At 49.4% G+C, this 13,540-nt stretch carries 10 protein-coding genes and 1 other annotated feature; all 10 genes read right to left on the minus strand.

What is annotated here, in order from left to right:
* The gene (gene murC / locus H065_RS0115905) at nucleotides 1-1,374 is read right to left on the minus strand and encodes a UDP-N-acetylmuramate--L-alanine ligase (protein WP_017814077.1); all 1,374 of its coding nucleotides are present in this window, start codon (nucleotides 1,372-1,374) and stop codon (nucleotides 1-3) included.
* Between the two features lie 6 nt (nucleotides 1,375-1,380).
* A complete protein-coding gene (locus tag H065_RS0115910) occupies nucleotides 1,381-2,757 on the minus strand; it encodes a bifunctional folylpolyglutamate synthase/dihydrofolate synthase (protein ID WP_017814078.1) in 1,377 nt (458 codons plus the stop codon).
* Between the two features lie 10 nt (nucleotides 2,758-2,767).
* Nucleotides 2,768-5,437: a valine--tRNA ligase gene (locus H065_RS0115915; RefSeq protein WP_017814079.1), complete on the minus strand. Its 2,670-nt coding sequence runs from the start codon at nucleotides 5,435-5,437 to the stop codon at nucleotides 2,768-2,770.
* Nucleotides 5,438-5,594: 157 nt separating this feature from the next.
* Nucleotides 5,595-5,863: a binding site (T-box leader), on the minus strand.
* A 140-nt stretch (nucleotides 5,864-6,003) separates the two neighbouring features.
* The gene (locus tag H065_RS0115920) at nucleotides 6,004-6,957 is read right to left on the minus strand and encodes an RluA family pseudouridine synthase (RefSeq protein WP_051058737.1); all 954 of its coding nucleotides are present in this window, start codon (nucleotides 6,955-6,957) and stop codon (nucleotides 6,004-6,006) included.
* Between the two features lie 14 nt (nucleotides 6,958-6,971).
* Nucleotides 6,972-8,273 carry a glutamate-1-semialdehyde 2,1-aminomutase gene (gene hemL, locus H065_RS0115925; protein ID WP_017814081.1) on the minus strand — a complete coding sequence of 434 codons (1,302 nt, stop codon included), beginning with the start codon at nucleotides 8,271-8,273 and terminating at the stop codon, nucleotides 6,972-6,974.
* Nucleotides 8,274-8,422: 149 nt separating this feature from the next.
* Complete coding sequence (gene hemB, locus H065_RS0115930) at nucleotides 8,423-9,424, minus strand: porphobilinogen synthase (protein WP_017814082.1); 1,002 nt, start codon at nucleotides 9,422-9,424, stop codon at nucleotides 8,423-8,425.
* Nucleotides 9,425-9,503: 79 nt separating this feature from the next.
* On the minus strand, nucleotides 9,504-11,060 hold the full coding sequence (gene cobA / locus H065_RS0115935) for a uroporphyrinogen-III C-methyltransferase (RefSeq protein ID WP_017814083.1): 1,557 nt from the start codon (nucleotides 11,058-11,060) through the stop codon (nucleotides 9,504-9,506).
* A 4-nt stretch (nucleotides 11,061-11,064) separates the two neighbouring features.
* On the minus strand, nucleotides 11,065-12,015 hold the full coding sequence (gene hemC / locus H065_RS0115940; RefSeq protein ID WP_017814084.1) for a hydroxymethylbilane synthase: 951 nt from the start codon (nucleotides 12,013-12,015) through the stop codon (nucleotides 11,065-11,067).
* Complete coding sequence (locus tag H065_RS0115945; protein ID WP_017814085.1) at nucleotides 12,015-12,710, minus strand: precorrin-2 dehydrogenase/sirohydrochlorin ferrochelatase family protein; 696 nt, start codon at nucleotides 12,708-12,710, stop codon at nucleotides 12,015-12,017. Before H065_RS0115945 ends, hemC begins: the two co-directional genes overlap by 1 nt.
* A complete protein-coding gene (locus H065_RS0115950; RefSeq protein WP_026136284.1) occupies nucleotides 12,707-13,534 on the minus strand; it encodes a cytochrome C assembly family protein in 828 nt (275 codons plus the stop codon). Before H065_RS0115950 ends, H065_RS0115945 begins: the two co-directional genes overlap by 4 nt.
* Nucleotides 13,535-13,540 lie beyond the last annotated feature (6 nt).

Consider the following 13,540-nt stretch of genomic DNA (forward strand, 5'->3'; position numbering starts at 1 on the left):
TTACACTGATTCAAGCTGTTCTGCGAGTGCTTTTGATACTTTCCAGATGTCGCCTGCACCCATGGTAATGATCAGGGTACCCGGATCCATACGGGACGAAAGTGCAGTAATTACTTCTTCTTTGTCTGCTATATAATGAGCATTGCTGTTACTGTTTTCACGAATCAAATCAACTAGACGTGAAGAGTGAACCCCTTCGATCTGCTTCTCGCCTGCTGGCGCATAAATGTCCGTAATGATCACTTCATCCGCTTCACTGAAAGCACGGCTGAATTCATCCAGCAGGAAGAATGTACGGGAATATCGCTGCGGCTGGAAGATCGCAATGATCTTTTTGCCGGTTGCCCGTGCAGCCTGCAGTGTCGCTTCGATCTCGGTCGGATGATGCGCATAATCGTCCACAACCAGCACATCATTTACTTCGCCAATAACCTGGAAACGGCGCTTCGCTCCCTGGAAACGCACAATCGCTGCCGCTACAGCAGTAAAGGAAAGTCCCGCTTCCAGACAGGAAATAATCGTTGCCATGGCATTGTATACGTTATGGATACCTGGTACGGACAGCTGTACGGTACCGAGCGTCTCTCCCTGATATTTCATAAGGAATGAAATTTTACGGTCATCCGGCTGAATATCTTCTGCCGTGTAATCTGCCGGTTCCTGAATACCAAACGTGATGGTATCGCCCTGAATATTCGGCAGCAGCTCACGAATATTCTCGTCGTCTGCATTCACAATCGCTTTGCCGCCCGGACGCAGCTGGCTGAGGAACTGGACGTAGGCTGCCTTGATATTGGCAAAATCACCGTCGTAATTTTCCAGATGATCTGCTTCGATATTGGTTACCACTGCAATTGTAGGATGATACTGCAGGAATGTACCGTCGCTTTCATCCGCTTCGGCAACAACATAGTCGCCTTTGCCTGCTTTGGCATTGGTACCAAGGTTTACAATCTCTCCGCCGATAATATACGTCGGGTCCGCATCGCACTCCTCCATCACCAGTGCGATCATGGAAGATGTTGTTGTTTTACCATGTGCTCCGGCAACCGCTACTCCTTTGCGTTCGTTGAGCAAACGCGCCAGCATCTCGGAACGGTGCAGTACAGGAATATTCAGGCGTCTTGCCTCTACCAGTTCCACATCATCATCCGCAACCGCCGAAGAATACACGAGTAGATCGGCACCGTGTACTTTCTGTGCATCGTGTCCGATATGGATTTGCGCACCCTGCTTTTCCAGCTTGGCTGCCAGTGCGCTCATGGCCACATCCGAACCGGTCACCTTATATCCCATTTCAAGCAGTACTTTGGCAATGGCGCTCATGCCATAACCGCCGATGCCTATAAAATGTACATGTTCTGTCTTATTCATTATGTCTCACCAGCCCTTTTCAGAATCGGATTGATGCAAAAGAGTCGCTCTTACATCTGAAATTAAATACAGTGTTCCGGTAACGACCCCAAGATCTTCCCGTTCTGTGCGTGACTTCAGCAGCTCTAATGCCTGCTTCCAATCACGTTCCACTATAATCTCAACTTCCGTTTTGTTCATGTCCTGCTGTATTTGACGGACCAGCTCATAGAGTCTGTCCGCATCCATTTTACGTCTAAAATCCGGTTCAGTCAGAATCAGCGTGTCTGCAATGGACAGCAGATGACGAAATACCGGTTCATGCTGTTTGTTCTCCAGCATACCTGCCAGCATATGCAGTTTGTTGTACGTATAGGTCTGGGGAATACTCTTCACGAGTGAAGCAGCTCCCTCGGGATTATGTGCTCCATCCAAGACGATCGGTGGTTCATCCGATACCTTTTCCAGGCGGCCGGCCCAGAACGTATGACGGAATCCGGACAGAAGCGGCTCGTCATCCAGCACAAAAGCCATATACTGACGAAGCACTTCAAGTGCCATCATCGCAAGTCCCGCATTGGCACACTGATGCTCGCCCTGCATGCCAATCTCGATATCCATTTCACGGAATGGTCCCTGGAAATGGAAAGACTGACTATGGGCATCACCCTGCAGCCGTTCTGCTGTATAATCACGGCCTGCCAGATACATCGTTGTGCGGCAGTCTTCGGCTTTGCGGGCAAGCACTTCGATAACTTCCGGCTGATCCACACTGGTTACGACCGGAACACCCGGCTTGATAATACCTGCTTTTTCCCCGGCAATCAATTCCAGCGTATCGCCGAGAATATCGGTATGATCATAACCTACATTCGTAATCACTGATACGATAGGATGCACGATGTTGGTTACATCCATGCGTCCGCCAAGACCAGTTTCCCAAACGACGACATCCGGATAGCACTCTTCGGCATAGTATACAATAGCCAGCGCTGTCGATACTTCGAACATGGTCGGAGAACCAAGCTCGGTCGCTGCCATCTCTTGAACGAGCGGGTACAGCCGATTGGCTACGCGAAGCAGTATCTCTTCGGGAATATCCTGACCGTTATACTGAAACCGGTTGGTGAACTTGGTAATATACGGCGAAGTGAATGTACCCACATCATAACCGGATTCAATCAGTACCCGGGTGAGAAAAGCGCAGGTACTGCCTTTGCCATTGGTGCCTGCTACATGAATAAATTTCAGTCTGCGATGCGGATTACCGAGCAGCTGCATTAGCTGCTCGATCCGCTCCAATCCCGGACGAATGCCAAAGGGGATCAGATTATTAATCCATTCCACCGCTTGTTCGTAGGTATGTAGAGGGGCAATTTGCCCCTCCGCAGTTTCATATTCCATCACGTTCACCTTAACCTTTCAGTTCGGCAATACGGGCAAGAACCTTGTCGCGCTTGTCGGAATAATCAGCCTGCTTGGCACGCTCTTCCTCGATAACTTTCGCTGGTGCTTTGGATACGAAGCCCTGGTTGGACAGCTTTTTCTCCACGCGTTCCACTTCAGAGTTGAGTGTAGCCACTTCTTTTTCAAGACGTGCAATTTCCTGACCGATATCCAGCAGTCCTGCCAGTGGCAGATAGAGCTCCGCACCGGTTACTACAGAGGACATTGCCTTGTCTGGTGCATTCAGATCCAGACCTGATTGATATTCGGATGTATTACAGAAACGCTGAATATAATGAGCATTGGACTCGATGATATCGAGTGACTTTTGATCATTTGCTTTTACCAGCAGTTCGATTTTTTTGCTCATTGGTACATTTACTTCCGCCCGGATATTACGTACAGAACGGATCATATCGATCAGCAGACTCATTTCTTCTTCCGCCGCTTTGTTTTCCAGTGCAGGATCGAATTCCGGCCATGCTGCCAGTGTGATCGTCTGACCTTCATGCGGCAGATGCTGCCAGATTTCTTCGGAAATGAACGGCATAAACGGATGAATCATACGCATCGTGCGGTCCAGTACATAAGCCAATACGGACTGTGTTGTTTTCTTCGCGGCTGCATCTTCTCCGTACAGAGACAACTTGGCAATCTCGATATACCAGTCACACAGATCATCCCAGATAAAGTTGTACAGCAAGCGTCCGGTCTCACCGAATTCATAAGAATCGATCAGGCGTGTAATATCGCGTGCCGTTTCATTCATACGATGCAGAATCCAGCGGTCTGCCGTACTCAAATTGCCAGTCAGATCGATATCTTCAAACGTGAATCCTTCCATGTTCATCAGTGCAAAACGGGAAGCATTCCAGATTTTGTTGGCAAAGTTACGGGACTGCTCTACACGTTCCCAGCGGAAACGCAGATCCTGTCCTGGCGTGCTGCCAGTCGAGATCATGTAACGCATAGCATCTGCGCCGTATTGCTCGATAACTTCCAGTGGATCTACGCCGTTACCCAGCGATTTGGACATTTTCTGGCCATCGGAGGCACGTACCAGACCATGCATCAGTACATCCTTGAACGGGATTTGATCGGTAAACTCGATAGCCGTAAAGATCATACGAGCTACCCAGAAATAGATAATGTCATAACCGGTTACGAGCAAATCGGTTGGATAGTAGCGCTTGAGATCGGCTGTCTCGTCCGGCCAGCCCAGTGTGGAAAACGGCCACAGTGCCGAGCTGAACCATGTATCCAGTACATCATCATCCTGACGCAGCGTTTTGCCTGCATGTTCAGGCAGATTGCTTGGATCTTCGGCAGATACAATAATTTCTCCTGTTTCTTCACAGTACCATGCCGGAATACGATGTCCCCACCACAATTGACGGGAAATACACCAGTCGCGTACATTTTCGATCCAGTTCAAATAGGTCTTTTCAAAACGATCCGGTACAAAATTGGTTCCTTTACCATTACGCTGTGCTTCGATAGCTGCGTCTGCCAGAGGCTTCATTTTTACGAACCATTGGGTAGACAGATACGGCTCAACTACCGCACCGGAGCGCTCGCTGTGACCTACCTGGTGAACATGATCCTCGATACGAATCAGTACACCAGCATCCTGCAGATCCTTGACGATTTGCTTGCGTGCATCACTACGATCCATGCCTTCGTATTTGTCGGCATTCTCATTCATGATACCGCCTTCGTCCATAACTACGATCTGTGGCAGATCATGACGCTGACCCATTTCAAAGTCATTTGGATCATGCGCAGGTGTAATCTTCACGGCGCCGCTACCGAACTCACGGTCTACATAATCATCGGCAATTACCGGAATTTCGCGTCCGATAATCGGAAGTACCAGCATTTTACCGATCATATCCTTGTAACGTTCATCTTTGGGATGAACGGCTACTGCTGTATCGCCCAGCATCGTTTCGGGACGTGTGGTAGCTACAGTGATCGAGCCGCTGCCATCTTTCAGTGGATATTCCAGATGGTAGAGGTGACCATTTACTTCTTTATATTCAACCTCGATATCGGACAGCGCTGTACGGGCTTGAGGATCCCAGTTAATGATGCGCTTGCCGCGATAGATCAGGTCTTTTTCATACAATTTTACGAATACCTGGCGTACTGCTTTGGACAGACCTTCATCCAGTGTAAAACGCTCACGGGAATAATCCAGGGAAAAGCCCATTTTGGCCCACTGTTCGTGGATCGTCTGTGCATATTTATCTTTCCACTCCCATACCTTCTCTACGAACTTCTCACGTCCCATATCATGACGGGTAATGCCTTCAGCACGCAGATTCTGCTCTACTTTGGTCTGTGTAGCAATACCGGCGTGATCGGAGCCCGGCAGCCATAGAGCATCATAGCCCTGCATTCGTTTGGTACGGATCATAATATCTTGCAGAGTAAAGTCCAGTGCGTGACCAATATGCAGCATACCTGTTACGTTAGGCGGCGGGATTACAATCGTATACGGCTGTGCATCCGGACGCTGGCCTGCACGGAAGAAATCATTTTCCATCCAGTAATCGTACCATTTGCGCTCGGCCGATTTGGGGTCATACGTTGTCGGCATGGATGTTCCTGCCGGATTCGTGTTTGGTTCTGTCATACAGTTCCCTCCATAATTATCATATAAGTAAATGTGTACACTCTCTGCATGTACGAAGCCGCCTGTTGCGGCTGCCGTGCCTGCGTATAAACCGTGTATGATGGGGTTGGGCAGTTATTCTCCAGTAACGCCAGGTCAACAAAAAAAGCCCTTCGTCTCAAAGGACGAAAGGCCTGGCTCTCGTGGTACCACCTTTGTTTCGTTATCCGTGTAGCATAATAGCCGGACAACGACACTCTAAGGCAGATAACGGCTGCTACCGGTTTATTCTACACCTGCTACCGATCATCAAGATCAGACAAGCCTGGTATCAAACAAACAACTCCCGGACGACTTCGACGTATCGCATCCTACAGAACCTCTCAGCGCAGCAGTTCCGCTCTCTAAAGGCCGATCATGTCTACTATTTCCGTTCATAGTTTTTGAAATAATTTTCACTCAACATCATAACTTGTGAGCGCACTAAAGTCAACAAAAAAGCTGACATCTGGTAGGAGGTATACCGGATGCCAGCTTAATTGCCTATAGGTTCCAAGGAACCCCGATTTTATCAAAAGAGTGCAGAATCATTCCTTTTCAATCAGCTTGAGGTCTTCAGTCAGCTTCATCATATCTGCAGGCCATGGATCATTTACAACAATCTCTTCTGCTGTCCAGGGATGAATGAAAACAAGCTGTTCGCCATGCAGTGCCTGACGATTCAACAAATCGCTGCGGCCGCCATACAGTGAATCTCCTATTAAAGGATGTCCCATATAGCTCATATGCACACGAATCTGATGTGTACGACCAGTCTCCAGCTTCAACCGAACGAGACTGGCGGCTTTGATCCCTGCTATCTTTTCTATATAGGTTACCGCAGACTGACCGCCAGGGGATACCCGGCGGCGCTGCTTGTGATGACGATCTTTGCCGATCGGCTCATCGATCACGGTCAGCTGTTCATTTACATTACCCTGCACCAGCGCGATATATCGTCTGCCAATATCTTTGTCCCTCATCTGCTCGTCCAACAGGGAAAGGGCAAATTCATTTTTGGCATATAACACCGGGCCTGTCGTATCTTCATCCAGGCGATGTACATGACGCACCGCACAATCCTGTCCCGTACTCTCATAATGAGCGGCAATTGCATGGGCAAGTGTGATACGCGTATCCTGCGGATCAGAAGGATGCACAGCCATACCTGCAGGTTTGTGCGCGACGAGCACATAGTCATCTTCATACAAAATTTCTGCCGGATGATCATAGCGAGGTTCAAAACCATATTCTACAGCCGGGAACAGACGCAACCGGATGCGATCTCCATTGATCTTGATTTCTCCCTTTGAATGCAGTCTACCCAGCAGTTTGGCTGGAAAAGAACGGCTTTCCAGCCACTGCATCATACGGGTATGGCGCTGCTCGGTCTGCTGCAGATCAAGCTCTTTACCAGGCATGACTTCCAGCCATTCTCCGCGGCGTTCAGCCGCGGGACGGCTGGATTGAGGCGAATGGTTATTACTATTGTGGTCGTCCATATGGGATGCCATCGTTATAGTGACTTCATCACATCACGATGAATCGAGATGGTCTGTTCAATATCTTCATCGCTATGCACGCCCGATACGAACATACCTTCAAATGGAGAAGGAGCCACACTAATCCCGCGATCCAGCATCGCGCCGAAATAGCGTTTGAACATATCCATATCACTTGCTTTGGCTGTATCGTAATTGGTTACCGGTCCTTCGGTCAGGAATGGACATACCATCGAACCTACACGGTTAATTGTCAGCGGAATCCCCGCTTCACGTGCGTTGGCTTCGAATCCTTCCTGCAGACGAGCGGAGATTTGCTCCAGACGGGCATATACTTCAGGAGTCAACAGGCTCAGTGTAGTATAACCAGCTGTCATCGCGAGTGGATTACCACTAAGCGTACCTGCCTGATAAATAGGGCCTGTTGGTGCAATCTGCTCCATAATCTCACGTTTGCCGCCATATGCGCCTACCGGAAGACCGCCACCGATCACTTTGCCCAGACAGGTCAGATCCGGCGTCACGCCAAAACGTCCCTGCGCGCAGTTGATATCTACGCGGAACCCGGTCATTACTTCATCAAAAATCAGCAAGCTGCCGTATTGGGAAGTCACTTCGCGCAGTCCTTCCAGGAAGCCTGCCGCTGGAGGAACAACGCCCATATTACCGGCTACCGGCTCTACAATAATACAAGCGATATCTTCACCAAAGCGCTCGAATGCCAGGCGTACTGAATCCAGATCGTTATAAGGAACCGTAACCGTATTGGAAGCAATAGACTCCGGTACACCCGGACTGTCCGGCAATCCCAGTGTTGCTACACCCGAACCTGCCTTGATCAGCAGGCTGTCGCCATGACCATGGTAAGAACCTTCGAATTTGAGGATTTTATCACGCTTGGTATATCCTCGTGCCAGGCGAATTGCACTCATGGTTGCTTCTGTACCGGAACTTACCATGCGCACAATATCGATTGACGGTACACGTTCAGCGACCAATTTGGCCATACGTGTCTCAATCTCGGTTGGGGCGCCAAAGCTGGTACCTTTTACCGTAGCTTCCTGCAGCGCACGCACCACTTCCGGATGGGCATGTCCCATAATAAGCGGCCCCCAGGAACCGACATAATCGATAAATACATTCCCATCGATATCGTACAGACGGGAACCTTCTCCACGATCTACATACACAGGAGTCAGACCTACCTTTTTAAAAGCGCGTACCGGACTGTTGACACCGCCCGGGATGTATTGTTTCGCTTCTTCAAAAGCTGTACGCGAGTGTTCGTCACGACGTACGGAATTCATATTGTTCATTGATCAAGCACCTCCATAATGGTATTCAATGAAACAGATGAACGATGAGTGGACAGACCCGTTCACCGCTAGCTGTATTCATTTTCCCTGTTCCGTATATTTACCCGTTCGGCTCATTCGCAATCCCGAATGAACAATCCGAAGTTATCTTATTCCTCACGCAGCCAGCGTGCTACATCTTTGGAGAAATACGTAATGATCATGTCTGCTCCGGCACGTTTGAAGCCCAGCATCATCTCGGTTACGATACCACGCTCGTCGATCCAGCCCTGCTGTGCAGCCGCTTTGACCATCGCATATTCACCACTGACATTGTAGGCAACCAGCGGCAGATCAAAATTCTCGCGTACTGCGCGCAGTACATCCATATAAGCAAGTGATGGTTTGACCATCAGCATATCTGCACCTTCCTGTACATCGCTCTCTGCTTCACGCAGTGCTTCACGTACATTGGCAGGATCCATTTGATAGGACTTGCGATCACCGAATTGTGGTGCGGATTGAGCAGCTTCACGGAATGGACCGTAGAATGCGGAAGCATATTTAACCGCGTAGGACATAATCGGAATGTCCTGGAATCCTGCATCATCCAGTGCTGCACGAATCGCATACACAAATCCGTCCATCATATTGGAAGGCGCGATAATATCCGCTCCAGCCTGTGCCTGGGATACAGCCGTTTGCGCCAGCAGTTCCAGCGATTCATCATTATCTACATCCGCATGAATATGACCATCGATCTCATGAGCATGTACGACGCCACAGTGGCCATGATCGGTAAATTCACATAGACAGGTATCAGCGATTACTACAAGCTGAGGATAATTGTCCTTGATATAACGAATAGCCTGCTGCACAATACCTTGCTCTGAATACGCTCCGCTACCAACACTGTCCTTGGTCTCGGGTACACCAAATACCATAACAGCCGGAATGCCCAGCTCTACGATTTCCTGGATCTCTTCGCCAATACGATCCATTGAGAAATTATATACACCCGGCATAGAGGAGATTTCCTGTTTTACATTCGTTCCATACGTAACAAACACCGGCTGGATAAAATCCGTTCTGTGCAGCCGGGTTTCGCGAACCATACTGCGGATCGCTGCAGTTTTGCGTAGACGACGATGACGTGTAAAAGCTTGACTCATAATAATACTTCCTCTCTTGTTTATAAAATAAAGCCGACCTGCTCAAGCGGTGGTCGGCATACGATATGTCGATCATTCATTATTGGGACTGGAGAGATACACTCCCCGCATTCCAGCGGCACAAAATATCAATCAATCCATCCAGCGTAGACTGCTCGGCCATCAGCCCTACCTTCAGTCCTGCTTGTTCAGCCGTAAGGGCTGTCTGCGGTCCGATACAGGCAATTACCGAATGCTGCAAGGTATCCACGGGATTATCAAAGCCCATTTTGCGCATAGCCGCCAGCAGATTCGTGACTGTCGATGAGCTGGTAAAGGTAACAGCATGGATCGCCTTTTCTTCAAACAGCTTGCGTAGTTCGATATCATCCTCGTCTACCATAACCGTCTCATACGTATCCACTTCGGTAACGTCCAGCTGCATCTGTCTTAGCGTATCCGGAAGCCAAGAGCGTGCCAGATCACCGCGTGGCAGCAGAACGCATTGTCCCGCTTCCAGCTGACCGTTCAGACTTTCCAGCATGCCCTCTGCATGGAACTTCTCCGGCAGAGCCACTGCCGTCAGACCATGACTACGCAGGGCAGCAAGCGTTGCCGGTCCGACAGCTACGAGCCGAGCCTTATGCAAGGATCGTATATCCCGTCCCTGCTCTTCCAGATGACGGAAAAAGTAATCGACACCATTTACACTGGTGAAAAATACCCAGTCATACTTGGACAGCTGAGAAAATGCCTGAGTAATCTGCTGCTTGGCAGATTCGGCAGCAGGCATCACGGTCTCGATCACCGGATATTCATACGGCTCTCCACCCAGTTCATCGATACGGTCAACCAGTTCACTTGCCTGACTGCGTGCACGCGTGACCAGAATCCGTTTACCGAACAACGGCAACCGTTCTGCCCATTTCAGATGCTCACGTTGATTAACCACTTCGCCGACAACAATAACAGCTGGTGGCTTGAAATTGGCAGCCGTTACCCGATCGGCAATATCCTTGAGTGTGCCTACAAGTGTATCCTGCTCAGCCCTTGTTCCCCAGCGAACAAGCGCTACAGGTGTATCTTCCGGTCGTCCATGGCGAATGAGCTGCTCACTGATGTAACCGATCTTGGCTACACCCATCATAAAGACAAGTGTTCCAGTAGCGTTAGTCACCTTATCCCAGTGAATGCTCTCATCCAGCTTGTCCGGACTCTCATGCCCGGTAATAATCGATACGGAAGAAGCATGGTCCCGGTGGGTTACCGGAATGCCTGCATAAGCCGGTACAGCAATAGAGGAGCTAATACCCGGCACGATCTCGTACTCTATTCCATGCTGACGCAGAAGATCTGCTTCTTCGGCTACTCTGCCGAAAATCGTCGGATCGCCACCTTTGAGACGAACGACGGTTTTGCCCTGTAATGCCAGATCGACGAGCAGCTGATTGATCTCTTCCTGCTTCATCGTATGACGGTCAGGTAGCTTGCCCACGTAGATCTTTTCCGCTCCCGGTTTGGCCTGCTTCAGCAGCCGCGGACTTGCCAGACGGTCGTATACGACCGCATCGGCCAGTCCGATGCATTCCCAACCACGCAGCGTAATCAGCTTTAAAGCTCCGGGCCCTGCGCCCACCAGATACACTTTGCCGGTCATTCCTTCATCCCCTAACTTCTTCCAGAATCTGATCTGCTCCACGAAGAATTAACTGATCCGCTACAGCAAGCCCAAGTTCTACGGGATGAGTGCCCTGCAGCGTTTCTTTCAGTATGATACTGCCATCCGGTGAAGCAACCATTCCCGTCAATTGTATAACGTTTTGATCCGCTTGAGAATCCGGTGTCAGCAAGCGTACGGCATAAGCACCAATCGGTACCTGACAGCCGCCATTCAGCTTGGCCAGAAACGTACGTTCCGCCGTCACAGTAAGTGCAGTCAAATCATCGTTATACAAAGAGAGCAGCTGCAGCATATGCTCGTCATCTGCACGGCATTCCACGCCAAGTGCTCCCTGCCCTACAGCGGGCAGACAAATATCTGCAGGCAGATAAGCGCTAATCCGGTCCGACCAGCCCATCCGGTCCAATCCGGCAGCTGCCAGCATGATAGCATCAAATCCTTCGCTCTCCAGCTTGCGCAGCCGTGAATCGATATTTCCGCGAATCGATTCGATCTGCAGATCGGGACGATAGGCTTTGAGCTGACTTGCACGGCGCAGACTGCTGGTGCCGAGTTTGGCACCAATCGGCAGTTCATCCAATCCACCGCCGCTGCGGGTAATCAGGCAGTCGCGTGGATCGACCCGTTTGGGAATCGCTCCATTGACCAGTCCATCTGGCAGTACAGAAGGCATATCCTTCATACTGTGAACAGCCATATCGATCTCGCCATTTAGCAACGCCTGTTCGATTTCCTTAACGAACAATCCTTTACCACCGACTTTGGAGAGAGTCACATCTAGGATCTGATCACCTTTGGTCACGATTTTTTTGATTTCAAATTCCACTTCTATTCCATGCTGTCTGCCCAGCTCTGTCAAAGCATCTATAACGTGTCCGGTCTGGGTCAGTGCCAGAGCACTTTGCCGGCTTCCTACGATTATTTTGCGCATTAGGTTATCTCTCCCCGATGTTGTGCGATCCACTCTTCAATCCGAGGTTCTTCCCACCAGCAAAACTGTTCCTGCCGAATCTCCTCCAGTATATCCAGCTCTGAAGCTCGTTCCAGCAATCGCCTGCGTTCTGCCGGGTCCTGAACCGCTTGCTTGATCCGGTGGCGCAAATAATAAAGAAATTCAATATACGTCTCATATTCCTCGCCAAAATGCTGCTCCAGCTCGCCAGCCAAACGGCGTCCTACCACAGGTCCCGCTCCCGAAGTTGTAATCGAAGCAATCAGACGCCCACGGCGAATAACCATTGGATTAATAAATGTACTGGATTCGTGATGATCTGCTACATTCACAGGAATACCTGCAAATCGTGCTTCTTCTGCTACCTGACGATTAACCTGCGCATCTACTGTTGCCGCATGAATAAGAAAATAACGCTTTGTTCCGTTATGTTGCAATTCTGCAGAACCAGAGATATCACCAGACTCATAATGACGTGCAATCCAGTGAATCTGGCTCAATTGGACCAGTTCCTGCAATTCAGTAGTTAATATGGGGCTGATTACTGTGATGACCGCGCCGCCGCGCAGCAGGTTGCGCGCTTTGCGCTCCGCTACCCTACCGCCTCCCACAATCAGGCAATGCTGATTTCTACAATCCAGCATTACAGGAACGTAAGGAACAACATCACTCATACGCCCACCCACTGGTGAAACGCCGACCATGTATTGGCAACAAAATTAAGAATAAATACGACATAGCCAGCAATCGCCCAGCGAGCCATAACTACAGCCGAATAATTGCGCATATGACGCGTGGCAAAATAGGCAATATACACACATAAAGCAAGCAGTGTAAAGACTACTTTGAGATCCAATAGCAGCATGTAGCGTCCTTCTGCAAAAATGGACATTAATGCCACAATCAGTGATACGATTAGCAGTGGTGTACCGATAAGCATGGAAGTGTATGTATAGCGCTCCATACTCTCCAGGCTTGGCAGCCGGCGTACGGTATTATCCCATTTTTTCTGCTTGAGTTTGCGGTGCAAAAACAAATACATAGCCGCAAAAACCGCTGCTACCGTATAAAAGGCAAAGCTCAGATTAGCCAGCGCTACATGCAGGATCAATAAACCATGCACCGTATCCCAGCCCGAGGGCAGTGCCCCTTCACCGGGGGAATGCAATCGATTCTGAACCATAGCACAAAAGCCGATTACATTTAACAGCAATACGGCATAATCAGTCTTGAGTACCCTCTCGATAAAAAAGGAAATCAATATTAAAATAAACGTAAGGAAAAAGAAAAAATCATACGTTGAAAACAGCGGCAGCGTCTTCTCTTCTACGGTGCGAATCGTAATACTCGCCAATTGGATAATAAATACCAAAACAAGAAACCCTGTGCCCGTCCGCTTCGCCCTCGGATTGCGACGTATGCAATCCGAGAAATAAAACAGAAGGCTCAGGGCGTATAAATAAATAATAATATCGTATAACAGGTTAAACAGCGTCAAAGCAAA

This window comes from Paenibacillus shenyangensis (assembly GCF_000346635.1).
Taxonomy (GTDB): Bacteria; Bacillota; Bacilli; order Paenibacillales; family Paenibacillaceae; genus Saccharibacillus; species Saccharibacillus dauci.

Bases quoted from the DNA above. Each gene is read 5' to 3' on its own strand.
- murC (WP_017814077.1), bottom strand. From the start codon at position 1,374: ATGAATAAGACAGAACATGTACATTTTATAGGCATCGGCGGTTATGGC.
- H065_RS0115910 (WP_017814078.1), bottom strand. From the start codon at position 2,757: ATGGAATATGAAACTGCGGAGGGGCAAATTGCCCCTCTACATACCTAC.
- H065_RS0115915 (WP_017814079.1), bottom strand. From the start codon at position 5,437: ATGACAGAACCAAACACGAATCCGGCAGGAACATCCATGCCGACAACG.
- H065_RS0115920 (WP_051058737.1), bottom strand. From the start codon at position 6,957: ATGGACGACCACAATAGTAATAACCATTCGCCTCAATCCAGCCGTCCC.
- hemL (WP_017814081.1), bottom strand. From the start codon at position 8,273: ATGAACAATATGAATTCCGTACGTCGTGACGAACACTCGCGTACAGCT.
- hemB (WP_017814082.1), bottom strand. From the start codon at position 9,424: ATGAGTCAAGCTTTTACACGTCATCGTCGTCTACGCAAAACTGCAGCG.
- cobA (WP_017814083.1), bottom strand. From the start codon at position 11,060: ATGACCGGCAAAGTGTATCTGGTGGGCGCAGGGCCCGGAGCTTTAAAG.
- hemC (WP_017814084.1), bottom strand. From the start codon at position 12,015: ATGCGCAAAATAATCGTAGGAAGCCGGCAAAGTGCTCTGGCACTGACC.
- H065_RS0115945 (WP_017814085.1), bottom strand. From the start codon at position 12,710: ATGAGTGATGTTGTTCCTTACGTTCCTGTAATGCTGGATTGTAGAAAT.